The organism is Chitinophaga silvatica (assembly GCF_003419895.1).
In the GTDB taxonomy this organism is placed as follows: Bacteria; Bacteroidota; Bacteroidia; order Chitinophagales; family Chitinophagaceae; genus Chitinophaga; species Chitinophaga silvatica.
Genome location: NZ_QPMM01000019.1, coordinates 1 through 26,707, shown reverse-complemented (window position 1 = coordinate 26,707; position 26,707 = coordinate 1). Strand labels below are relative to the sequence as shown.

At 39.8% G+C, this 26,707-nt stretch carries 16 protein-coding genes; 12 read left to right on the top strand and 4 right to left on the bottom strand.

Annotation, left to right across the window (positions count from 1 at the left end):
* Positions 1-57: 57 nt before the first annotated feature.
* A complete protein-coding gene (locus DVR12_RS26565) occupies positions 58-771 on the bottom strand; it encodes an alpha/beta hydrolase (protein WP_116978851.1) in 714 nt (237 codons plus the stop codon).
* A 368-nt stretch (positions 772-1,139) separates the two neighbouring features.
* Here DVR12_RS26565 and DVR12_RS26560 point away from each other — a divergent pair, with 368 nt between their 5' ends.
* The 12 genes from DVR12_RS26560 (at position 1,140) to DVR12_RS26505 (ending at position 19,763) form a co-directional block, all read left to right on the top strand.
* A complete protein-coding gene (locus DVR12_RS26560) occupies positions 1,140-2,087 on the top strand; it encodes a hypothetical protein (RefSeq protein WP_116978850.1) in 948 nt (315 codons plus the stop codon).
* A 291-nt stretch (positions 2,088-2,378) separates the two neighbouring features.
* Positions 2,379-2,978, top strand: a complete 600-nt coding sequence (locus DVR12_RS26555) for an RNA polymerase sigma factor (protein ID WP_116978849.1) — start codon at positions 2,379-2,381, stop codon at positions 2,976-2,978.
* 75 nt (positions 2,979-3,053) lie between these two features.
* Positions 3,054-4,202, top strand: a complete 1,149-nt coding sequence (locus DVR12_RS26550; protein WP_116978848.1) for a FecR family protein — start codon at positions 3,054-3,056, stop codon at positions 4,200-4,202.
* Between the two features lie 294 nt (positions 4,203-4,496).
* Complete coding sequence (locus DVR12_RS26545; protein WP_116978847.1) at positions 4,497-8,075, top strand: SusC/RagA family TonB-linked outer membrane protein; 3,579 nt, start codon at positions 4,497-4,499, stop codon at positions 8,073-8,075.
* A 9-nt stretch (positions 8,076-8,084) separates the two neighbouring features.
* Positions 8,085-9,542 (top strand): RagB/SusD family nutrient uptake outer membrane protein, encoded by a 1,458-nt coding sequence (locus tag DVR12_RS26540; RefSeq protein ID WP_116978846.1) that lies wholly within the window; start codon positions 8,085-8,087, stop codon positions 9,540-9,542.
* Between the two features lie 41 nt (positions 9,543-9,583).
* A complete protein-coding gene (locus DVR12_RS26535; protein WP_116978845.1) occupies positions 9,584-10,516 on the top strand; it encodes a hypothetical protein in 933 nt (310 codons plus the stop codon).
* A 39-nt stretch (positions 10,517-10,555) separates the two neighbouring features.
* Complete coding sequence (locus tag DVR12_RS26530; protein ID WP_116978844.1) at positions 10,556-12,178, top strand: PKD-like family lipoprotein; 1,623 nt, start codon at positions 10,556-10,558, stop codon at positions 12,176-12,178.
* Between the two features lie 141 nt (positions 12,179-12,319).
* Entirely contained in the window at positions 12,320-13,246 is a 927-nt protein-coding gene (locus tag DVR12_RS26525) for an ABC transporter ATP-binding protein (protein WP_116978843.1), read from the top strand.
* A gap of 10 nt (positions 13,247-13,256) precedes the next feature.
* A complete protein-coding gene (locus DVR12_RS26520) occupies positions 13,257-15,590 on the top strand; it encodes a Gldg family protein (RefSeq protein ID WP_116978842.1) in 2,334 nt (777 codons plus the stop codon).
* 1 nt (position 15,591) lies between these two features.
* On the top strand, positions 15,592-16,929 hold the full coding sequence (locus DVR12_RS26515; protein WP_116978841.1) for a MutS-related protein: 1,338 nt from the start codon (positions 15,592-15,594) through the stop codon (positions 16,927-16,929).
* Positions 16,926-18,239, top strand: a complete 1,314-nt coding sequence (locus DVR12_RS26510) for a MutS-related protein (RefSeq protein WP_116978840.1) — start codon at positions 16,926-16,928, stop codon at positions 18,237-18,239. The genes DVR12_RS26515 and DVR12_RS26510 overlap by 4 nt, the downstream gene beginning before the upstream one ends.
* Before the next feature lie 42 nt (positions 18,240-18,281).
* Positions 18,282-19,763: a S41 family peptidase gene (locus DVR12_RS26505; RefSeq protein ID WP_116978839.1), complete on the top strand. Its 1,482-nt coding sequence runs from the start codon at positions 18,282-18,284 to the stop codon at positions 19,761-19,763.
* A gap of 336 nt (positions 19,764-20,099) precedes the next feature.
* Here DVR12_RS26505 and DVR12_RS26500 read toward each other — a convergent pair whose 3' ends face one another.
* From DVR12_RS26500 to DVR12_RS26490, 3 genes are all read right to left on the bottom strand, one after another.
* Positions 20,100-22,067, bottom strand: coding sequence for an OmpA family protein (locus tag DVR12_RS26500; protein ID WP_116978838.1), 1,968 nt, complete (start codon positions 22,065-22,067; stop codon positions 20,100-20,102).
* Between the two features lie 24 nt (positions 22,068-22,091).
* Entirely contained in the window at positions 22,092-23,060 is a 969-nt protein-coding gene (locus DVR12_RS26495; RefSeq protein ID WP_116978911.1) for a PorP/SprF family type IX secretion system membrane protein, read from the bottom strand.
* Positions 23,061-23,113: 53 nt separating this feature from the next.
* Positions 23,114-26,707, bottom strand: a 3,594-nt coding sequence (locus tag DVR12_RS26490) for a T9SS type B sorting domain-containing protein (protein ID WP_116978837.1), incomplete at its 5' end; no start/stop codon positions are given.

The following is a 26,707-nucleotide window of genomic DNA, read 5'->3' as shown; positions in this document are numbered from 1 at the left end:
GAGAACCCCCATTTACCAACGGGCAAATGGGGGTTCAGAAAAAATAGAAAATCGAAACTATTTACTACCTACTTCAGTAGCTGCTGCAGCTATGAACTCGGCTACTTTCTGTGGCTGAGAAACATAAACGGCGTGACTTCCCTTTACTTCTATAACCTTGGTGTTGGAATGTTTATACATGGCTCTCTGAATGTCGGGGTTGATACTTTTATCTTCTGTTGCGATAATTCCAAAGGTTGGTTTACTTCTCCAGGCTGCATTGGAGATAGGGGTTACAAAACATTCGCCAAAAAAAGCACCTTGGGAAGCATACATGAATGCTGCATCTTCTTTACTAAGGTCGCCGCAAAAGCCAGCATGATATTTATCTTTGTCGTAATAGACGATGCCTTTATCGTCTGGAGGCAGAACTCCATTTTCGGGAGCCGGAGGAGCGGTCTGAAACCATTGTAATGCAGTTTCTCCATTATCTGGTTGGAAAGCAGCGATATATACTAATCCGGCTACCTTAGGATGAGTTCCTGCCTCAGTGATTACTGCACCACCCCATGAGTGACCAGCAAGGATAACCGGACCGTCCTGGTTGTCTAAAGCCAGATGTGTTGCTTTTACATCATCCGCAAGGGAGTTTAAAGGATTTTGTACTACTGTAACCTGAAATCCTTGTTTGGTAAGTGCTTCATATACACCTCTGTAACCAGAGCCATCAGCGAATGCACCATGTACTAATACTATGTTTTTTACTGCTTTTGAGTTTGTTTGATTTTCCATTTTGTTTAAGGTTTAAAGTTTTTTGTGTTGTGTTAACAATACAAAGGTGCGGCTAAAAGAGGGGGTAGGTTATGTAGTTATTTCCCGTCTGTTTGTAATTTTTTCCCTTTTTTAGAAAAATGCCATGGGCTATAATGAGTAATGTTCATAACAAGGGGAAAGGAAAGTTGTTTAAGTGCTACAAAATGAAGAGCTTGTAGTATACTAACTCCAATGACTATGTGAGAATCCAACTTTTTTTCTTATTTACTGTTATCTCAACTGCAATTTTTTACAGCGAATAATATAATCAATATTAGTTTTTATAACACTGGGTTTTTAGCTCTGCTTTTAAGTATTTTTTATTTATAAACCTCAAAATCACTACAATGAAACGTATCTTATTAATTGGTAACAAGTCATGGGAAGTAGAACCTATCCTGAATGCCTTGTTAAACACCAGAATGAGGCCAAGTGAATTACCTAATCCAACTCATTTGAATTATCCATGGACCTTCTTGCAGGGTTCTCCACAGCCACGCGCAATTTGGGATAACTTTCCGCAGGTAACTGTAGAGCTCTGGTGTATTCAGGATATAATGGACAGCCAGTGGAATCCAAGTAGTTCACAAGGGAAACACGAATGTTTGCCTAAGGTGCTTAATTACAGACAGGAGCCACCAGATCTGGTAGTTGCACTTGGTACGGCAGCACTGGGCCTCGATGGTGGTAATAATAATGGTTGTGTAGTAATGGGTAGCAACATTTTTATTCATAATTTTCATCCTAATGGTACAAATCCCCAAAGCGTTTGGGATGATCCCAAAGACTTTGAAAAAGTACTTCCTTCTTCTATATCACCTGATTTCTTCAAGTTGCTGGATAGTGCAACAGCTAATTCAATTGCCTCGCGCTTGCTGAAACCTTATCTGCATCCATCTCCTAATATTGAGATAATGTCTGATAAAGATTATATAGGTCTCAGCGTTGTAAATATTACAAATTATGCCGATTATCAGACTTCTGATCAAAGTGGACTACAGGCTTTGGCCAATACTGGTAATAAACTGCCGGTAGGATCAGTAGAAACTACTCATGGCGTTATCAGACTGTTGTGTGATGCTCCGTTTATTTTTATGTCAGGGATTACCGACCGTGAAGGACATTTTGATGATGATGTAAATGGTAAGGATGCTAACGGAAATGTTAAAACAGAAGCACAGAATTTTACAGCAGCATTTAATATAGGTATTAGTTTAGCATTTATGATTCCTAAAATGGTATCGTATGTAACAACTAAGCAGGCAAAACCTGTTCAGAAAAAAGTGATGGCGTAATCCTGAAGCCTTTAAATTTAGTTATTCTGAACGAAGTAATAAGATTAATAAATTAATTAAATCCCCGGAGCTTAAACTCCGGGGATTTTAGTTATTGGTAAGGGAAATCATTAATTGAAGCAACCATTTGTTTGAATAATTAAATTGTTTTGGAAATGCTGGAATGGGGAAGATGATGACTTTTTGAGAAGCTGCGATTTTATGGAACTGATAGTAAATTAATTATGTGTTTGTTATAATCCATAGATTTTTTTGTATAGTTTGCAACCAGTCTCGTAATTATCAGATAAGTTGTCAACTAGTGAAAAACATAATGAGAAGGAACTGCTTCAGCGTATAGCTGAAGGGGATGAGCAGATTTTTGCCCGGTTTTTTAAAGAAAAAAGCCCGCTAATACAGCATTGGATACGTAGTCTTGTCAAAGACGAAACAGGTTGTCATGAAGTTCTTCAGGATGTTTTTATTCAGATATGGGTATATAGAGATAAGTTGGCAACAGTAGATAATTTAATTCCCTGGCTGAAGAAAGTTACTACCCATCAGTGTTTTAAACATCTGACACGTTGGAAAACCTATTACTCCCGCTCCGGAGGAGATATTGCATTTCATTCAGATGATCTTAGTTCAGATTCAAGAGTAGATGATCATCTGAGTTTCAAGGAGATGCAATCTATTATCCAAGGTGTAATAAATACGCTTACTCCACAGCAAAAACAGATTTACCAGCTAAGCCGGGAAGATGGGCTGAATTCGGAGCAGATAGCGTCCAGACTTCATCTTTCCCGTGGCCACGTAAGAAATACCATTAGTATTATTCTTGCTTTGATAAGGACTCATTTATTACGCACTGGAAAGATTACTTTCATTGGCTGGTTAATTTTTTTAAAATAATTTGCCTTTTCGACATTACACCTTGCTATTTACCTGTCTCTTATATACTGAAGGAACACTTAATTTTCATTAATAATGGAAAAAGAAGAAATCATTTACCTTATTAAAGGATATGCCAACAATTCGCTGAACGAAGCGGAGTTGCAAACTTTTTTTAATGAGGTGATCAAGGAAGAAAATAAGGAGCTTTACCAGGAGGTGGCCGCCACACTGCTGGAAGAAGCACCTGTATTGGATTCATTCGATGAAAAGTTGTGGCCTTTATTTGAAAGAGTACTGCAGGTAGATCGCCCGGCGATAAAGGAAGAAGTACCAAAAGTAAATCACTTCCTGCGCAAATGGGGATGGGCCGCAGCTGCAGCTGTTATATTCTGTATTGGCCTGGGGGCTTACTTCCTGACTGCTAACAGGAATATAGCTCCTGTTGCACTGAAAACAGAGATAACACCGGGAAAAAATGGTGCTATTCTGATGCTGGCAGATGGTAGTAAGGTGGTGTTAGACAGCCTGGGAAACGGTATTGTAGCTTCTCAGAATGGTGCACAGGTGGCATTGAAAAATGGAGAGCTTACTTATGATCAGGTCGGAAATGTTTCCGGTGAAATGGTTTATAATACCATGACTACTCCGAAAGGAAGAGAGTTCCGGATTACACTCCCGGATGGCACACAGGTTTGGCTTAATTCGGCCAGCTCGATCCGCTATCCTACTATATTTACAGGAGCTGAGCGGAAAGTGGAGGTAAACGGAGAAGCATATTTTGAAGTAACGAAAAATGAAAAGCAGCCTTTTAGGGTCATTGTCAATAACAGAGTCGAAATAGAAGTACTGGGTACACATTTCAATGTGAATGCCTATAGGAATGAAGAAATAATCAAAACTACTTTATTGGAAGGAAGTGTGCGTGTGAATGGTATAGTAATCCGGCCAGGCCAACAGGCACAGGTAGCTGAAAGTGTTTACGTAGTAAGCAATCCGGATATCGACAAAGTAATGGCATGGAAAAATGGATTGTTCTATTTTGAAGGATCAACGCTTGCTGAAATTATGCGACAGGTTGAGCGTTGGTATGATATAGAAGTAGTTTATGAAAACGGAATACCAGTACGTGAGTTTGAAGGGAAAATGACAAGAGGAGTATCATTGGATGGGTTATTGATGGTGTTACAAAAACTTGGAGTACACTATAGATTGGAAGGTAGAAAGCTATTTATTATGCCTTAACAACGAGTAAACAATCACAAATTTTACGGAACAGCAGCAATGACTCGTAGCATATTTACGGCTACGGTAAGGGAACATTTTGTTTATACATAACCGGAATTAGTAGAGATTTCATTAAAAGACATAAAAAACATTCTTAATCAACTGTAATCCAAAACTGTAATTTAAATCACGTCTATTCTCAAAACAAAAACCGGAAACGAGTCGATACGTTTCCGGCGAATAGTTCTAATTGGTCCTAAAAAAAGGTCTAGGCAACCACTTTTATTAACAACCAAAACTAAGCGCAAAGCTATGCTAAAAACGGCTATTTGTCGTCAGTTCTTTCATGCTTTATCTTCTTCGCAGGTGATTTATTCTGATCAACCTGGTCGTAGATCCCGCCCCGCGGTCCGCATGTTCCGGCTGCCAACACGAATCCTGAGGGTTAAGAGTGCCCTCTCATTTATTATTTTCGCTGCCTGCCTGTGTATTCCTATTGCCAGCATTGCTCAAAATGTCTCCATTTCAGGTAAGGGGTTGACATTAAAACAGGTATTCTCTGCTATTGAAAAGCAAACAGGTTATGTATTTCTAACCAACAAAGGAGCGCTTGACGGAGCGCAGACAGTTTCTCTTACTGTGAATAATTTACCGTTGCGAAAGTTGCTGGATATCGCTTTAAAAGACCAACCTTTAGAGTATGTTATTCAGGATAAAACCATCATTATTTCCCGGAAAACTCCTGATGGTTCTTCTAAAAATCCTTTACAGGCAGCTACTTCTATTACTTCCATAAGCGGTACAGTGCGCGATATGGATGGAAAAGCGCTGGAAGGTGCCTCTGTCAGATTAAAAGGTATAAACCGGGGAACTACCACAGATGCATCCGGAACGTTTACGTTACGGAATATCGATGATAATGCCACCATTATTATCTCCTCCCTTGGATATGGTGTATTATCGGTACCCATTCCATTATTATCGAGTACTGCCAATGGTGATGTTATACGCCTGGAAAAAGGAAGAATATTAAAAAAATCGACTGTCGATTTTATATTCTCCCTGCAAAACGAAAAAAAACAACTCGATGAGGTGACGGTTAGTACCGGTATGTTTGATCGTAATAAAGAAACATTTACCGGGTTAACCAAAAGCTATTCAGGTAAGGATATAAGAACTGCCAGCCGTACAAATGTTTTGGAAGCACTTAGTTTACTCGATCCCTCCTTTAAGGTAATTCGGGATAACAATCTGGGTTCCGATCCAAATCAGGCTCCAAAAGTGGAGTTAAGAGGTAGCAGAACTGCCCCTCCGCCAACTCCACAGAAATACAGTCAGCAACTGAAAATGCAATATGAAGCCGATCCAAATCAACCCCTCTTCATTTTGGATGGTTTTGAAGCAAGTCTTAATACCATCGTCAATCTGGATATCAACAGGATCGCAAGTATTACTCTATTAAAAGATGCTGCTTCTACTGCCTTATATGGTTCCAGATCAGCAAACGGAGTAGTTGTCATTCAAACCTTAAGACCAGCTCCTGGTAAACTGATGGTTAGCTATTCAGGAACAGGAACGTTAACTATGCCCGATTTATCAGGATACAATATGATGAGCGCGCAGGAGCTACTAAAATTCCAGGAACTTGCCTCACAAGGTACAAATGCTCCGGGACCTTTTGCAGTAAGCTCAACGAACCAGGTGTTGCCCGGTATAAAATATGCATTCAGGAAAAACGCCGTATTGCAAGGTGTGAATTCTGACTGGATGAATGTGCCTCTTCAGAACAGCGGAGTTTTAAATCATAATTTATCCGTTACCGGTGGAGATATCTATTTTACCTATATCGCCGGAATTTCACGGAATTCTACTACTGGGGTAATGAGAGGTTCTGATAACTCAAATACATCAGGTTATCTGAATCTGCAATACCGTACAGGAAAGATTAATGTAGCTAATAACCTGACAATTGCCGGGAATAAACAAAACGGTAGTCCATATGGTTCTTTTGCGGATTATGTAAATGTTCCTTCTTACTATGTAATCAATAGTAAAGACAGATATCTGGAGTCACATGATGTCAGTTACTACGATCCAACAAGTGGTTCTACTGTACCCAACAGTTTCCGTTATCAGAATCCGCTTTATAACGCTACACTGCCAAGTAAAAACACAGTTTCCGGACTTAGTATTACCAACAACATAATGGCTAATTGGGATATATTCCCATTTCTGAGACTATCCGGAAACTTCCAATATAATAAGACAACCGGGGAGACGGATTATTTCATTTCTCCATTAAATACTCAGTTTGATAATACAGAGGCCAACTTAAAAGGGTCTTACAATTATAACAAAAGCGGAACAGAGGCATATAATGGGAATTTTACAATAACCTATAATAAAGTTTTCGCTACAAAACATATTCTGAATGCCAATATCCGAAGTGGATTCTCCCAAACAACAGACAATAGGCTAGGGTTAACTGCTGTAGGATTCTCTGCCACTTCTGAACCGTTGATCTACCTGGCCAATTCCTTTCAGCCGGATGCGCGTCCTGGTGGCTCAACACTGAAAAAAACTTCAATGGAATTGATCGGAAGTGTGAACTATTCATACGACATGAAATATAACCTCGATCTTTCCTATAATATGTCGGGAGCCTCCAGCTTTGGTGTAGATAATCCTTATAAATCGTTTTATGCAGCCGGAATTGGCTGGAACTTAGGTAAGGAGAATTTTCTGAAGCATTCGAAATGGGTAGATCAATTATACCTGACTGCAAATCTCGGGCTCACCGGAAATCAGAATGCCGGAAGCTTTGGATCCCGTACCACTTATATTCTGAATAATACCCCGGTTTTCTTTGGTGAATCAACTACCCTCAAAGGAATTGGTAATCCAAATCTTAACTGGACCAAGACTTACAATCTGTCGTATAACCTTTCCGGAAAATTCTTCAACAATATTTTGTCTACAACCCTTTCCGGTTACCGCAACTTAACCGATCCGCTGATCATGGCGATTCCGGTACCTCCTTCTCTGGGAATAACAGATGGAATTCCGAAGAACATAGGAAAAATAACAACCGTAGGATTTGAAGTGACAATTGATGCGCGTGTGATAAATACCCGTAACTGGACTTTGAATTTAAGTTTTAACTCACCTGTGTATTACAAAAGCAGATATAGCGCGCTGGGTGATGTGCTCAGTAAGTTCAATGACTCTGCACGTAATAATGGGTATATGCAACGCTACTATGATGGCTCCAGTCCTGATGATGTTTGGGCTGTTCGTTCACTGGGCGTTGGGCAAACAAGAGGTTTTGAAGTATTTCTCGATAAGAACGGGAAATCAACCTTTCTGTTCGACAAAAATAATGAAGTTGTAGTAGGAAGCAGCAGACCCGTTACACAAGGGAACTTCAATGTAAGGCTCAGGTATAAGAAGTTTACCATAGCCGTTTATTCTCAGTATATAATCAGTGAGATGAAGTTTAATGATGCTTTGTACAATAAGGTGGAAAATATTTCTGCAGCCGGAATGGAGAACAATCAGGATAAAAGAGCGCTGTATGTACGCTGGAAAAATCCCGGTGATGATGCATCCTTTCTGGGGATTACTAATTTAAGTACAGGTATGTCTTCCAGGTTTCTGCAAAAGGAAAATGCATTGAATGTAAGCAATATCACATTCAATTATGATATACTGGATCAGTATTCCAAAGGTGTGAAATCATATATCAGAAAGAAACTGGGTTTACAAGCCTTTGGTTTTGCATTATCTACTTCCAATATTTTCCAGTTTAAATTATCGAACATTCAAAGGGAAAGAGGTCTGAATTATCCTTTTGCCCGCAGTGTTACTTTAAATCTAAACGCAACTTTTTAACTCAATGATATGAGAAAGATAAACTTTTGTAAGTCTGCTGCCTCCATTTGTATCATTGCTGGCTTCATGACTGTTTTAGGTACTTCCTGTAAGAAATTTCTTCAGGTGCAGCCCAGGGATTATATGTTTGAAGATGAAGCATTTTCTACTGTAAAAGGTACCCAGTCTGCATTAAACGGTATATATCAAACATTAGCTGATTCCGTTTTGTATGGAAATATGCTAACACTAAATGTGACAGAACAACTGGCGCAATATTATGCTCCAGCGAAAGGAACAATTGGTAATTTTTCCTATTATTATTTCCTTGATCCGTCTACTGCCTCGTTGTTGAATACAATGTGGACCCAGTCTTACCATCAGATACTAGGAATTAATAATTTTTGCACCAAACTGGAAGACCCCTCTTTCAATGTGGTAACAGGTGAGGATAAGAATATTATGTTGGGTGAAGCCTATGCTATCCGTGCTTTTCTGCACTTTGATATGTTACGGGTATTTGGACCAGTTTACTTAAAGAACCCACAGAATATTTCCATTCCATACTACCGTCAGGTAGAACGGGTGGCACAACCTATTCTGCCTGCTGCAACAGTTATCAATGAACTTATTCATGATTTGGATTCGTCTTTGGTACTGCTTAAAAATGATCCGGTTCGTACAAAAGGACCCGATTGGTCTAATACTACGGAAGGCGGAGCATCTATTAACTATTTCTCGAACCGCCAACGCCGCATGAATTATTTCGCAGTAAAAACATTGCTGGCACGCGTATTACTCTATGCTGGTAAAAAATCAGATGCATGGACAGCTATTCAGTCAGTGATCGCAGAACAGGAACCTTTCTTCCCCTGGTCGACCGAAGCAGATTATTCAAAAGATCCTTTGCTAAGTAAAGAGACTTTCTTCGGAATCGAGAACAGAAACCTGTATAACAACTACCGGCAGCTTTTCAGTCCTATGTTGAGTGATGATATTATCTATGCACCCAAACCGGGTCGCTTAAATGGAATGTATACCTCTGCATCTGATCTGAGATTGAAATACTGGTTTAACGTTGGGTCTGATGGTAATAAATCATACAAGGTTTTTATCAAATTCAACAATGCCACGATATTGGATAATACCCGAATGTATTACCAACCAATGATACGTAAAGCAGAATTATATCTGATTGCTGCGGAAACAACACCCGATTTGGCAAAGGGATATGATTATCTGAATACCCTGCGTATTAATAAGGGGCTGACACCAATCGCATTTCAAGCCAATAGCAGCTATGGCGAATTACTGACCAAAATTGAAGATGAGTATCAACGGGAATTTATCGGGGAAGGACAAACGTTTTTCATGATTAAACGCCTAAATCTTTCGCCTATTCCTTCATTCACGGATGGTAGCCCCAGATATCTGAGCGCAAACCAATTTGTACTGCCAACTCCGCAAAATGAAACCTATTACCGTTGACAGGCGTGACGTTCTAGTTAATCAACTTTTAATTATCAGATATGTCTGGAAAAATAAATCAATTATATAAAAGTCTCCTTTTGCTAACATTTACAGGCGTGGTTTTAAATGCCTGTAAAAAGGTGGAACCAATCAAATTTGTGGGTAATGATTTTGTTTATTTTATAAACAACCAACAAACCACAGATGGATTGAATACCACCAATATAGCTCAGGGATATGTTAATAGTCAGGAATTTTCCTTCCTTCTATATTTCTATCAGGTAGATACACTTAAAACCAATACTTTCTATGGTGGATGGAGAATGTTCCCGCTTTTTATTGAAGCGGATGGACATATGTCCGATAAAAACAGGCTTGTTAAAGTGGAGGTAGAAGGAGATGGTAAAGAGTTTATCATTTTGCCTAATCCGGATTCAATCTATATTCCGGCGAATGGACGCGAGCGTAAACTGACGGTGCAGATCAAAAGACCTCCGATATCAGATACAACTACTAAAACGGCAACCATTATACTAAAAGACAATGATCCGTTTAAACCAGAACAGCATGTTTGGAGTAAGGTTACTTATAGATTCGGTAATACACTTGTTACGCCTGTTGCCTATTTATGGCTGCAAAGCAGGTTTGGAACTTACTCAGTTCCTAAAATGCTTGCCATTCAGGAGGCGGTTAGCAGATCAGATAAATCTGCATGGGCAGCAGATCCAAATGTGAAGCTCGTCAACCAGGCATTACACAATGTAAATCAAAGAGATCTAAGCTTCGACCCTTTTAACCTCAATGAATTGTATTATTTTATGGATATAGGAAATGCCGCTCTTGGTGTACCCTACGGGTATCCGGATGTCACAAATGCTTATTGGGGAATATCCAACAAAATAATTGCACTGACAAAGGTACTCATTGCAGAGAAAAGGGCTGCCGGACACCCGATCCTGGACCCTTCAGGTGCTGAAATCTCTTTCCCTTAGAATCCATATTATTAACAGAAGAAACTAAAAATAACTAGTATGAGCCATATGCCCCCGATTTTTATATCCAGGCATTCAGGGATATTCAGAAATAGCAGGCTTGCAAAAATAGCACTATGTTATTTGTGTGTCCTGGCCACCAGTGCCTGTCAAAAGGGCCTTAAAGATTTCAATGAAACTGCCCCCACTCACTTCTCTGTTGTGTTGCCAACGAAAGAAACAACAATCATCAGAGGAGGGGTAGATAAAGATACACTTAAGGCACTAATCAAACTACCGGAACAAAATGCCACAGAAACAGATACTTCTCAATATTCCTTTGTCTGGACAACACTTTCAGGCACCCAGGTACTTAGTAGAAAACCTTATCTGACAGTTACTGATTTTAATGGTATTGATCCTACTAAAAATACAGTGCAGCTTACAGTTACTGAGAGAAGTACCGATCTTTTGCAAAAGGTAACTGCTGATGTATTTATTACCACACCAACCCGGGAAGGTTGGATGATTTTAGGAGAAAAATCTGGTAAGGCGCAAATAGGAATGTTGACATACACATCAAATGGCTACAAAAAGATAACAGATGTGAATACTGTTCTTGGAAAAAATATTCCAATAAACGGTAAACCGTTATCTATCAGCGCTATTGGAAGTGATAAGAAATATAATCAGAGCTTACATCAATGGGTAGGTGTTTCTACAGACCAGGAAATCAAAATATTTTCCAGTTTGGATCTGACTGTGGAGACAAATGTTTCCCAGGCTGTTACCAATTCAATGACTCCAAGCGCAGCATCCCCGGTGATAATTGAAAAAACTGGTTATAACTATTTCATGGCCAGGAAAGGAACAGATATGTTTCAGATTGATCTGTATTATCTGAAAAGCCTAAATCTGCCAAGCAAACAGCCAATGAACTCCATTTCAACAGGTGGAGTAAGTAAGGTATTTCCTGTTTCCGGTATAAATGTACAGGTGGGCCCTGAAGTACCTAATTATGCTGGTTGCTATTACCGGATTATATATGATACCGATAGTTGCAGCTTTGTTTGGGATGATGCCTACAATATGTATACCTCCCAGACAAAGTATTTACCGTTGCTATTACCATTTTCTCTGAAAGGATTTCAACCTAAGGCAATCCGGAATACAATGGCTACAGGAACTGTAACGGATGTTTTATATACGTTAATGCATAATCCTTCAACTAAGGAAACATACTTTATACAGTTTCTGTCCAATGGGCTCGTAAAAGATGTGAAACAGCTATCTTTTACAAAAGCCTCGGAAATACTCAACTCTCCGTTTATAGAGATAGATTATAATACTGGTTATGTTATTTATGTCAAAGGTAATGCAGTATATGCTTATGACCCAGGAGCCGATCAGGCATTTTCATTAATAGATTTTGGAAATGAAGCTATCAGCCTTGTAAAATTTGAAAAATTCAATCCGGGTTCCAGCAAAGTACCTGGACGTAAAGAGGTATATACCGAATTGTTTAAGCGATTGGTAGTTTGTACCTACGATCCGGCGAATCCTAATACCAGCGGAACAATCCGCTTGTACAGAATACCGTTGGGACATCAGGCTCCAATTGCAGAAACAGTGGAAACAGGTTTTCCAAAAATCATTGATACAGATTTTATCCCTATCCACTAGCAGGGTTTAACAGGTATCTGTTCAATTATCATTTTTATCCCCGCAGGTTTCAGGCAGCAGTGCCTGCGGGGAATCGTTTGCTCTTACAAAAAGCAATAGTCAGCTATAGGATCGTTAATTCTTTTAATTCAGCAATAAACTATGAGCAGTATTTTAAAAATTGAAAACCTCTCACACAGGTATAGCACGAGTTGGGCTATACGGGATATTAATCTCGAAATCAACCATACGGGTGTTATCGGTTTGCTGGGGTCAAACGGTGCGGGAAAGTCTACCACCATGAGTATCATTTGCGGTGTACTGAATCAAACCGAAGGACAGGTTTGGATTCATGGAAAAGATACACGTAAAGATTCGGAAGCCGCAAAATCAAATATTGGTTTTCTCCCTCAAACACCTCCGTTGTATAACGATTTTACAGTAATGGAGTACCTGACCTATGCTGCCGGATTGAGACAAATTGAATCTCACCGGATCGGGGAAGCTGTATCAGAAGCCATGGAACGTACTGGTATTGCTCACTTTCAATCGAGGCTAATAGGAAATCTGTCGGGAGGCTACAGGCAACGTGTAGGTATCGCACAAGCTATCATTCACAAACCAAAGTTGGTGGTAATGGATGAACCAACAAACGGATTGGATCCCAACCAGATTATTGAAGCCAGAAAACTAATCAAGGAAATAGGAAAAGAGCATACAGTGCTATTGTCTTCCCATATCCTTTCTGAAATTCATCTGCTTTGTAAGGAGATTATTATGATTGAGCAGGGAAGAATTGTATTCTCAGATACAATGGATGCATTCAATAATTATATCCAGCCTGGCTCTCTCTTACTTCGTATGGAAAACCCTCCCTCAGTGGCCGAATTACTATCAGTTGCCGGGGTTACAAGTGTGGAATATATCTCTGAAAAGCAAGCCAGAGTCAATTTTGATGGAAGCCAGGAGGTAAGTGAGCGGATTATTGAAACAGGTGTCAGAAACGGGTGGAGAATCCGGGAAGCCAACCTGGATAAGAATTTACTGGACGACATTTTTAAACAAATATCTACTCAATCAGCCTTATAACATTTAAGACATGAAGACAATTTTTCGGATAACGAAAGCAGAACTACGAAACCTTTTTTATTCGCCAGTGGCCTGGTTCCTGACGGTAGTATTTTCTATACAATGTGGCTATTATTTCTCAGGATCAATTCTCAGATGGACCAAGCAGCAGGAAATGATGCAAAAAAGTCCAACATTTAAAGAGTTTGATTTGTCTCTGACCAAAGATGTTTTCTTATGGGGAGGCGGAGTGTTCTCTAACATTCTTGAAAATCTATACCTGTTTATCCCTTTGCTTACCATGGGTATTTTAAGTCGTGAGGTTAGCAGTGGCAGTATCAAACTTTTATACTCATCACCTATTAAAATCAGGCAGATTGTTTTGGGGAAATATCTCGCCATCATGATCTTTAACTTGTTCCTGGTAGCTATAGTTGGCATATTATTAATTACTTCCTGCTTCAACATTAAATCAATCGATTACGGAATTCTTTTTTCCGCTTGTGTTGCATTTTATTTGTTGACCAATGCCTATGCAGCTGTTGGCTTATTGATGTCGAGTCTTACAACTTACCAGATTGTATCGGCAATATCCACGTTTGTTATCGTTTTAATTTTGAGTAAAATCGGTGGTCTATGGCAAAACATTGATTTTGTACGTGATCTTACCTATTTTCTATCGATGTCCGGACGCACAGGAAAGATGTTATATGGATTGTTAACTACAAAAGACATCTTCTACTTTGTGATAGTGATATCGTTGTTCCTGATGTTTACCATGCTTAAATTACGCTCTGTTAGAGAAACCAAGCCCTGGTATGTGAAAACTGCAAGATATTTAGGAGTTCTTGCCGTAGCATTGATGATAGGATATATTACCTCTCGCCAGGCATTGGTTGGTTACTGGGATACTACAAACCAAAAAGTAAATACAATCCATCCACGGGTACAAAAAATTATCCAGTCTCTTGATGCTCCGCTTGAAGTAACGCTATATACTAATCTTATTGGGGATATGTATTACAATGGTTTACCGGAGTACCGTAACCGTTATCTGTCTGAACTCTGGGAAAAGTATCTGCGCTTTAATAATAATATTGAATTTAAATATGAATATTATTATGATGCTTCGCCCAAGGCTCATTGGTATAAAACATTTCCAGGTAAAGATGTCGAATTTTTTGCCAAAGAACAGGCAAAGAACATAGGAGTTAATGTCGATATGTTCAAAAAGCCAGAGGAAATGAGAAAAATCATAGACCTGGCACCGGAAGACTACCGACTAGTGATGCAATTAAAGTATAAAGGAAAAACTACTTTTTTACGTACCTACAATTATGGAGGTGTTTGGCCTGAGGAAGAACACGTTGCTGCCGCAGTATCGAGACTCCTGATAGATAAAATGCCAACAGTGCTCTTTACTACTGGTAATCTGGAAAGAGGTATTGATATACGTGGAGAAAGAGGAGTTTCCATTGGAACAACCGATAAGTCTGACAGAACATCTTTAATAAATAATGGATTTGATATAGATACTATATCATTAGCTACTCGTGATATTCCTTACGATTCACTGAATATCGCAGCACTGGTATTGGCAGATCCCAAAACTGCATTAAATGATACCGTGAAAAGAAAAATCCAGGAATATATAGATCGTGGTAAAAGTTTTATGGCACTGGGAGAGCCTAAAAAGGCAGCTATCCTGAATCCTGTTTTACAACCATTGGGAATTGAACTGGTTGAAGGTACCTTAATTCAGATTAGCAGAGATAATCCTCCGGATATACTTCAACCTTTCCTTACTAAAACTGCTTTAAACCTGGCAGATGAGCAGGTTTACTATTCAGCAAGACAACGAGGCGGCGGAGATGGAAGTATCTGGATGCGCATGGAAACGGCTATACCTTTTGCCCGTACAGACAGCGCAATTTTCGATATAAAACCTATAGTAACTACAGATACTACTGTATGGTTGAAAAAAGGAGTACTGGTTAGAGATTCCGTTCCTCCTGTCTTAAACCCTGCAGAAGGAGATAGAAAAGACAATTATTATGCTATTGGGCTATCTCTGACCCGTCAGAAAGGTAATACAGAACAGCGTATCCTGGCTCTCGGAGATGCAGACTTTATGAGCAACAAAACACTCGGTAGAGGAAGTGGTGGCTTCTTTGTCAGAGGTTTGTTCAGCTGGCTGGATCATAATCAATTCCCGATTTATGGCCCTAAAGATCCTCCTGAAGATACCTTAATGCTTATTGGCTCTACAACAGCTGAGATTCAAAAGACATTCTTCGTTTGGATTTTCCCGGCAACAGTGCTTTTAATCGGAACCATCATTCTTATCCGCAGAAAAAGAAAGTAATATGAAACTGCAGACAGACGAACAAACTATAGAGGATTTAGGGATTTTCAGCAGAAAGGAAACTCCTGGTATTTATGATCTTTATAATGAAACTAATACCCGCGGTGGAGAAGCCCTGTTGCAGGAAATGTTCCGTAATCCTTTAGGAGAAAGAGATTTGATTAATCAGCGAAGTGCTGTTATTGAAGCCTTTTCACAAGTGAAGATCGCCTTTCCTTACAGCGCATCCTCTTTTGATATGGCTGAAAAGTATTTGAGAAATGCCAATGAATCTGACAAACACTCACCGAATGCTCCGGCATTCGGTGAGAAAGAAATACAGAATGGGGTAACTGGTGTAATAGAACTTATTAAAATAAGCTATGAATTCTATCAGTCGAAAGATATTGCTGCGCTGAAACCCTTTACGGAAGAACGAAAACAAGTATTGTCCTTACTCGCCGATCCGGCTTTTGAACCAGTACTTAAAGACAATAGCCGGCAGAAATTATCTTTTGCTTCCATCACAGCTTTCGACACGCTTTTCAGAGTAAAGGAACACGCTAAGGTCAACAAATTGTTGCAGGCTATCTATTACCTGGATGTTTATATTTCTGTGTCGATAGTTGCCAATAAAAGGAAATTTATATTCCCCAAAGCATCAGCAAAAGGATCTTATGAATTAAAAATAGAAGGCTTGTATCATCCTGAATTAAAAAATCCTGTCAGCAATGATATAACAATGAATGATACTCATCCTCTTCTGTTTCTTACCGGTGCTAATATGGCTGGGAAGTCTACTTTCCTACGAGCCCTAAGCACAGTTGTTTACATTGCACATATGGGTTTTCCGGTTGCTGCCCGTTCTATGAAGTTTCCGGTTATGGATGGTATTTATACTACCATAAACCTACCAGACAATCTGGGAATTGGAGCCAGCCACTTTTATGCTGAAGTATTGCGTGTGAAGAAAGTAGCTGAAGAACTCCACAAGGGTAAAGCTTTATTTATCATTTTTGATGAGCTGTTTAGGGGTACTAATGTAAAAGATGCCCATGAAGCAACTGTAGCTGTTACCGCCTCTTTTTCCAGAAAACGTAATAGCCTTTTTGTAATCTCCTCACACATTGTAGAAGCCGGAGAACAGCTAATGCAAAAACCGGAGATAACTTTTCAATATTTACCCACTATTATGAAAGGGAAAATGCCTGAATATACTTATAAACTTGAAAAAGGAATTACGGAAGACAGGCATGGTATGATCATTATCCGAAATGAAGGAATATTGGAAACCTTGCAGAAAGGGGGCAGACGCAGACAAAAGGCAGCTTCTTTAAACATCAAACATTCGCAGGCATGAGTTTTATTATAGACAAACAAACATTGGAAGAATTGAACCTGCTTGGGAAATTCAGGCATGGAACGGTTTACCATCTGTTTAATAAGGTGAAAACAAGAGGTGGCGAAAAAATTCTGGATGAAATGTTTCATCATCCGTTACTGAAAGAAAATGAAATTAACAGACGAACAGCAGTGTTTCGTTACTTTCAGAATGCCAGGCTTGAGTTTTCTTTTGATGTAGTTCAGATCAATCTGATGAGAGAATACCTCGACTCAGGGTCTTCAAGCAATATGCTAACCGTATGGGCAGATATGCTTGTCAAAAAGGTGTTATCCACCCTCACACGTGACGATCGGTTTAAAAAGGTAGTACTTGGGTTTCAGGCAACTATTGTGACGCTGAAACGATGCACCCTTTTCCTGCAATCTATGCCCTCATCGCATGGTGTATTGGATGGTCGAATCAAAACAGTTAGGCATATTTTAGCGAATAAGCATATCGAAAATCTGTTGAATATAGATATCTATAAAGATCTACCGCTCAATACCATTGCGCATTTCGATTATCTGCTAAAGAATACTCTCTTCAAGGAGATGAAGGAGATCATGCAATTTATTTATGAATTGGATGTAAATATTGCAGTTGCCAATGTAGCCGAAGCACATGGATTTACGTATGCAAGCGCATGGCCTGCCGAGCGGAATATGTTTATAGCAGAAGATCTCAGGCATCCTTGCTTAAGTGCTGCTGTTGGAAATACAATCCAATTGACAGAAGCGCAGAATGTAATATTTCTGACTGGTGCTAATATGGCTGGAAAGTCGACATTGATGAAATCCATTGGGATAGGGCTTTACCTGGCACATATGGGCTTTCCTGTTGCTGCTTCGCAAATGGACTTTTCAGTAAGGGAAGGAATGTATACCTCCATAAACGTTGCAGATAACATTGGTTTGGGATACAGTCACTTTTATGCAGAGGTAGTGAGAGTTAAACAGGCCGCAGAAGCTGCTGCATCCGGCAAAAGATTGTTACTGATGTTCGACGAGTTGTTTAAAGGAACTAATGTTAAGGATGCCTATGACGGTACCCTTGCTGTTTCTGAGGCATTCGCGGAATATATCGACTGTGTCTTTGTTATCTCCACCCATATTATTGAAGTAGGAGAGGCGTTGGCAGGAAACGAAAATATCCAGTTTACTTTTATGCCTACTGTGATGGAAGGACATCGACCGCGCTATACTTATAAGTTACAGCAAGGGATTACGGAAGATCGCCAGGGGATGATGATCATCCGGAATGAGGGAATATTGGAACTCCTGCAGTAATCCGGTATATCGATTTTCAATCTAAAAAATTTTCATTTAATAATGCAACAAATATTTAAACCTGTTCTTCTCAGTACGTTACTGATTGGAGCAACACTTTTTTCATCTGCCCAGGTAAACAAGTTCAGTGATTTTACAAAAGAAGACCTTGTAAAAGATTACAAACTGGCGATGGATATCTTAAAAAAGCAACATCCAAATCCTTATAAATTCATTGATTCTGCAACTTTAGATAAGAGAGTAGATTCACTGATGCAACTGGCTTTGGCACAACAATCGCCTTTGAGCGGCGTGCAATTTTCTCCAATCTATCTGATCAGAGATGTACATACAAGTTGCCGTTTTTCTGAGGACGTTGCAAAGAATGTATTGGGAAGCATGTACTTTTTTCCTTTACCAGTACTTATTGAGAGAGAAAAAATCATTGTTAATATAAAAGGAGAAGCAATCCCTTTTGGCTCAGAAATTTTGTCTGTCAATAAACAAACAGCCAAAGAATTAATTGCTTCTCTGGCTGCTTCTACATACAGCGATGGATATAGTAATACTGGTACAGACAGAGTATCAGGCAATTTCCAGACTATTTTAAGTATGAAATCCCCAGATTGCCGGGAATATGAAATATCTTATACAGAACCGGGAAGTAAAGCAGTGAAAAAACTGCGCTTACCTTCTCTTTTACCCTCTCCTGCCTTCCATTCTACCAAACAAGCCGTTTTACCTGTAAATCAATTAGCCAGATCTTATTGGATCTATAGCAGTTATGAAGATCAAAATAGCACCGGTATACTCACTGTTAATTCGTTCAATCTTCAGGAGTCGTATGCCTATAAAGAGTTCAGCAGCTTTTTTAAAGAAGTAAAAAAGCGTGGATGCAAAAATGTAGTTATTGATATTCGTAGCAACGGTGGTGGAAATCCTGCCATTTCAGCACTGCTCTTTTCTTTTTTAGCAAAAGAATCTTTCAAGAATGTATATAACTACAGGACTAAAACTATAGACCTGGCATACAGCGAATACGCCACAATGGATGGCAGAAAATATTCGGATGATGATATCCGAAACAATAAGAATTTTCTTTACCAACGATTCGATAAGGATAGTGCCTCAGGATTTTATATTGGTAATGCACGTTTGAAAGAAGGACAAATGGAGAACTTCCCGGCCGATAAAGATGCATTTTCCGGAAATGTATATGTATTAACCGGCGGTGGTACTGTATCTGCTGCCACTTACTTTGCTACATTAGTTCAAAAAAACAAACGCGGAATCATCATTGGAAAAGAAACAGGTAGCGGAGAACAATCAACCACGGCAGCCTGGTTTGTCAATTATCAGCTGCCTCTTACTAAGTTTATACTTACCATTCCAATGACAGAGTTGAACTTTTTTAATGCATCTACAGATAATGGCCGTGGAGTTATTCCAGATAAGGAAGTACCATTGGAAAAGTATTTGTCGTATGTCCGGGAGAGTAAGGACCCTGAAATGACATTTGCTTTGGAATATATCAATGGAAAATAACCAACCAACCGTTCAATAGTGATAGTGCTGCACCAGTTCTTGGTGTGGCACTTTTTGCTTTATAAATATATGTACCCCATATACAATAAAATGTTCACTTCCTGCTGGTAAATACACGAATAAGAAACTTACATTGAACATCTCCTGTGTTGTATTATTTTTTGATTAATGATGATAAAGCAATTGGGAAAAGTGCAGAGTAAGTTGCAGGGAAAAGGATTTTATATAATAAAGAACAGATACCAATATTAAGAATGTTTTATACAAAGCAAAACGACCTTAATTCGTTATGATATCGAACTAAGGCCGTATTGTATGAATCTTTTATCTATTTTATCAGAATTTCAGAATAATGAATTCTGTTCGTCTGTTAAGCAAATGTTCTGCTTCGGAACATTGTACTCCATTAGCGCATTTGTTTATCAATCTTGTTTCTCCGTAACCTTTAGCTGTCAGACGTTTGGCATTAATACCTTTTTTAACTAAATAAGCAACAGTAGCGGTTGCACGACGTTGTGAAAGCGCCAGATTATAGGCATCATTGGCTCTCGAGTCGGTATGTGCGCCTAATTCTATTATCCATGTAGGATTATCCTGTAAGATAGTGACCAGCTTATCCAATTCTCTGGCAGCATCTGGTCTGATATCAGATTTGCCTAAGTCGAAGTAAATATTTTCAAGCCTGATAGGTTTACCAATTTCAGGTTGTTCCATTACTTTATCATGCCGGATATTTACGGATGTTGTATAGCCTTTTAATGATACAGTATCACGGGGAATGGTGATATATCTTGTTTTGGTTATTTTCAACTCATATATTGCTCCGCTATCTGCCGGGAATTTATAAGTGCCATCCGTATTCGTTTGTATTAGAGTATCGACATTAGTGGTTTTATTTTTGAATAAGATTTGGACAGTAGGTAATGGCATCCCTGTTTTTTTATCCGTAATGATGCCATTGATAACAAATACAGGCCGCGATGGGGGCACAGGCGCCGGAATAAACCTGTAAATATCATCGCTTCCTTTACCGCCTTCCCGGTTAGATGCAAAGTATAATAAAGTATCTGGTAGGGAAGGAGCGAAGTCATCATGTGTACTGTTTACCGGCACTCCTAAATTTTTAACTTTCCAGGTGTCTGCGTCTCTTACAGCCATGAAAATATCAAGTCCTCCCATGCCGGGATGTCCATCACTGGCAAAATAGAGATCGCCACTTTTACTAAATGTTGGGGTGCGCTCATTACCAGCAGTATTGATCTCTTTTCCAAGATTTATGGGATTTCCCCAGGTCTCATTATTCTTTACTGCATAATAAATATCGGTACCTCCCTGATGGTCTGGGCCCTGACTGGCAACGAAATATAATGTATCTCCACTTGCATTGATCCAGGGATCACCCACAGAATACTGCAGCGTAGCATTAAATGGAATTTCAGGAGCTACTTTCCAATTTTGTTGATCATGTTTTTTTAGCTCTCTTACAGAGATGTTCATGGTAAGTATGGAGTCTTTACCCAAAGCTGAAGCTGCCCTTTTTTTCAACCTGGTAATTGCAAGGAACATTGCATTACCATCTGCACTGTAAGTGGCATTACTACTATGGTATGCTCCGTTGACACCAAAGCGTTGCATAGGTTTGATATCTGTACTGTCGCCATTACTTTCATATAAGTGAAGATAACTGTTACCTGTCCAGGTATACATTTTCTTATGAATATCACTTTCATTGGTAAAGAAAGGTGATTTACGTATATCCTTAAATGGCCTGTCTGAGGCGAAGATGAATTTTTCCTGGAAACGGGTGATGCTCCAATCGCTATAGGGTGAGTTAAGAGCAACCATATTTTCGAGTTTACCGGCTACAGGACTGGCGATCATTTTTGGTGCGGCTTCGCTACCCGAAATCATATTTAAAGCCAGTTGATCAGCTGGTTTTTTTTGCAGGTAATGTTGAAGGTGAACAATGGCTGAATCGTACTTGCCATTGTTCATTAATATAGCTGCATAATTTAATTCTTCTGCCGGAGCATATTCTCCTGTTTTCAATAAGCGGGCATACCAGATTTCGGCTTTTAGATAGTCTTTAGTGAGTCGGTAACTATTTGCAGCGCCTAGTGCGGCTTTAGCTGTAGGTTTCTTATTATAGGCTTTCTCAAAAAGCGGCTTTGCTTTTTCAAAGTTGTAAACTTTATAGGCATTTACAGCTTCAGTATAAACATATTGGGAATAAGTATGAGTGCTTATCCCAATTGTAACCATCAAGGTAGCCAGACGAAGTATATATTTATTACAATGATTCATGTACAAACTATTGGTTAACTATTATTAGAAATAGCGTGGCGATAACATCCTGGCATTCCTTCGTTTGAAGAAATAGCCAACCGATAACTCATGAGTAGGGTAGTTGGTAGCAACAGTTCCATTTACCGTCATGTCATAAGCATACCCTAATCTGAGTTTATCATTCACAAAAACTTCTGCCATAAATACCAGAGCTGAAGGCTTCTTTAAATCTGATGCCAGATTGGATTTTTTAAGAAAGGTGGTCCGGTAGGATGCTCCCAGCCAGAGCTGCTGACTGATCAGCATAAAAGCGTTGAGGTCTAAGCTGGTGGGTCCGGCAAGGTCTTCTTTGATCAGCATGCTTGGCTTCAGTAATAGTTGTTCTGATAATGGTAATAGTCCTCCTATCGTAAAGTAGAGATGTGGTTTTAAAGGAAGATATTCTTTTAAAGCCTGTGATTTCTGGAATGACTGTGAAAGAAGATTGGATGCAGATATCCCGGTAAAGAAACGTTCCCGGTTGTAAAAAATACCAAACCTGGCATCGGGCATAGTTCTGTTGTTTTCTCCATTTACCAGAGCAGGATCAGGAATAGAAGAAGAAGTTGTGAGTAAGGAAATATCAAGCCTTTGCTGGAGGAATCCTCCACTAATACCAACCGCCAGGCGGGAGGAGCCATCTTCGTTCATTGGAATTCGATAAGCATAGGTAAAATAGGCAGAACTGGTATTGGATGCTCCCAATTTATCGCTCATTACCTGTAAGCCAAGACCTACCCGATCATTATTTGCTGTGCCTTCAACCGCTACTGAAAACGTTTTGGGAGCGCCAGGTAAATTAGCCCATTGATTACGATAAAATGCATGGATATTCCATTGTTCCCGATAACCAGCATATGCGGGATTTACATAAATCCCGTTAAACATATACTGGCTAAACTGTGCATCTTGCTGTGCGGAGGCAGTTACTCCGCACAGGATGAAAAACAGAACAGTCAGAACTTTATTCATAGGTATTAGTTTCTGTTTATTGTATTGCATATAACTTCTGTCTTTGTCGGTGGTTATCGAACTAATTGCACCCATCCTTTCATAGATATTTTATTATCGGTGGTCGGACAGATTAATTCATAATAGTATGTTCCTGCATTCAGGCCGGAACCATCCCATTGATTTCTGTAATCGTTGGAACGATATACCACGTTACCCCAGCGGTTCCAGATGATTAGCTGTGAATTTGGATATTTGTCTATACCCAGTATTATAAATTTGTCGTTGATCCCATCACCGTTTGGTGTAAAGGCGGTTGGAATAAAGATATCGGCGCCCTTTAAAGCTGTGCTAACACTTGAGGTGTTATTCTCCGGATTAGGATCTGCATTTTTACCTTCAACAGTCGCTGTATTGTTTATCTGTCCACCGCTTATTAGTTTAGCCACAAGCAGCAACTTCACAGTCTGACCCGGAGCCAGTGTATCTATTTGCCAACTCATGGTTTTAGTTACCGGATCATAATGCGTCAATCCATGATCTGTTTCGGTTTTGATTTCAATATCCCCGACATTATTAGCTAGTATATCTGTAACCACTACGCCACTGGCCCCTTTACGACTATTGTTACTTACTGTAAGTTCGAAGGTGACGTTTTTACCTACTGCAATTTCTGAAGCAGGTGTAATAATCACTTTCTTAATGGAGAGATCAACCTGGCGTTTAGTTACATTAATAGTAACTGTAGAAACATTGGATGCAAACCCTGATTGATCCTGGATATAATAGGTAAAGTAGTCAATGCCGCCAAAACCAGCTTCCGGAGTATAGATGACTGTTCCATCTCCATTGTCTGTTAAGGTACCGTGGAGTGGTTTATCTTTAATATATACGGTATGGCCTGTGTTTCCATAGATGTCATTTTTCACTACATCAATAGTTACAGGATCTGGCTCCTCTGTACTGGCCGCATCATCATTTGTATGAAGTGCTACCGGAACTGGTGTCACCGAGCTACTATTATTGGCAGTATTTCTATCTGTTTCATTTCCTTGAATTACAGCAGTATTGGTATAACTACCTGTTTTATTAACACTGGCGATTATTGTTAAGGTAGCAACAGCATTTTTGGTCATACTACCAATCATCCAAATACCGGTGGCAGGATTATAATTACCGGTTGTTGCTGAAGCAGATTTATAGGAATATCCTGCCGGCAGTATATCTGTTACTGTTATACCTGTACCATCGCTTGGTCCGTTATTCCCGGCCACAATGGTAAATGTAACGTCGGAGCCATGTGGAGGAGCCATATTAGAGACAGACTTATTAATATGCAGATCAACAATAGGATCGGCAAGTATGGTAACAGTACTATTATTGTTACTATTATCGGGATCTTTCTCATTCCCTTTTACAGTAGCAGAATTGGTATAGATGCCGGTGGTATTTACCCTTACATCTACCTGGAGTGTAGCAGATTCTCCTGCATTGAGTGTTCCGATTGTCCAGATACCGGTATTGGCAATGAAGTTTCCTTTATCTGCTGTCGATTGTTGATAGGTGAAGCCATTTTGCATAACATCCGTTACTACCACATTAGTGGCTTTGCTTGGGCCGTTATTAGTTACAACAACCTTGAAGCTAACGATATCACCTGTACCTGGTTTATTGTTACTAATGCTTTTAATTATCTGTAGATCAGTCACCGGTACGGGTACGGGAGGTATTATACTGCTTGCATCATCAGCCGGAGTTTTGTCTTTTTCATTTCCTTTAATCACAACTGTATTAGAATAGTTGCCAGTTGGTAAAACTGTTGCTATAATAGTCAGTGTCTCCTGCTTGTTGTTATTAAGTCTGCCAATGTTCCAGATTCCAGTGGCGATGTCATAGTTACCTGAAGTAGGAACAGCGCTTTTGAACTGATAACCTGATTGTAGTACATCCGTTGCAGTTACATTAGTGGCATCACTAGGCCCTGCATTGGTGGCAGTGATAGTAAAGGTTACTTCACTACCCACATCAGGCGTGCTGTTACTGATAGTTTTTACAATGCTGATGTTGGCAACAGGTACCGGTACCGGTGTTACGCTGCTGTTATTGTTGCTTGGCTTTCTGTCGATTTCATTACCACTGATAGTAGCGGAATTACTGTAGATACCAGTGGCCAGTACTTTGGCAGTAATGGTAAGAGTGGCAGCGGAATCTTTTTCCAGCTCACCAATCGTCCATATACCATTGGTGTAAGTACCAGCAGTAGCGCCTGTATTAACCAGGGAATATCCACTTTGCAGTACATCATTTACAGTAACCCCGGTAGCCTTGCTGGCGCCATGGTTTATTGCTTTAACAGTGAATACAACATTGGTACCTACGTCAGGCGTACTGTGATCAACTGATTTGATTACTTCCAGGTCTGCAACCGGTATACGTGTTACAGTTACATTGCTGCTGTTGTTGGAAGTAGTAGGATCGTGTTCATTGCCTGTAATGCTAGCAGTATTAGTATAATTACCTTCCGGATTTACTGTGGCGGTGATTGTTAAAGTTTGAATATCTCCGCTGCTCATTGTACCGATAGTCCATTTTCCGTTGCTTGCATTGTATGCTGCTGCCGGTGTAGCACTACCGAAAGAATACCCTGAAGGTAAGAGGTCATTCACCACTACTCCGTTGGCGGTACTCGGACCATTGTTAGTAGCGGTTAGCGTAAATGTTACTTCTGTTCCTGCATCGGTAGTATTGTTATCTACTGTTTTAACGATACTGAGATCAGTAATAGGTCTAACTACCGGAGTGGTAATAGTTGATGTATTATCTGTCGGGTCAGTGTCTTTAACCGGTGAAGTAATAGTTGCGGTGTTATTATAGTTACCAGTTGGAAGCACCTTCGCTCTGATGGTGAGCTCGGCCAACTGCCCATTGGTCATAGTACCTATATTCCATATACCAGTAGCATCATCATACGTACCAGTAAGTGTGGTTGCTTCAATTAGTTGATAACCCGATTGCAGTATATCTGTTGCCGTTACACTGGTAGCTTCACTCGGTCCTGCATTGGTGGCAGTGATAGTAAAGGTTACTTCACTACCCGCATCAGGCGTGCTGTTACTGATAGTTTTTACAATGCTGATGTTGGCAACAGGTACCGGCACCGGTGTTACGCTGCTGTTATTGTTGCTTGGCTTTCTGTCGATTTCAGTTCCACTGATAGTAGCGGAATTACTGTAGACGCCAGTGGCCAGTACTTTGGCAGTAATGGTAAGGGTGGCAGCAGAATCTTTTTCCAGCTCACCAATCGTCCATATACCATTGGTGTAAGTACCAGCAGTAGCGCCTGTATTAACCAGGGAATATCCACTTTGCAGTACATCATTTACAGTAACCCCGGTAGCCTTGCTGGCGCCATGATTTATTGCTTTAACAGTGAATACAACATTGGTACCTACATCAGGCGTACTGAGATCAACGGATTTGATTACTTCCAGGTCAGCAACCGGTGTACGTGTTACAGTTACATTGCTGCTGTTGTTGGAAGTAATAGGATCGTGTTCATTACCGGTAATGCCAGCGGTATTGGTATAATTGCCTTCCGGATTTACGGTGGCGGTGATTGTTAAAGTTTGAATATCCCCGCTGTTCATTGTACCGATAGTCCATTTTCC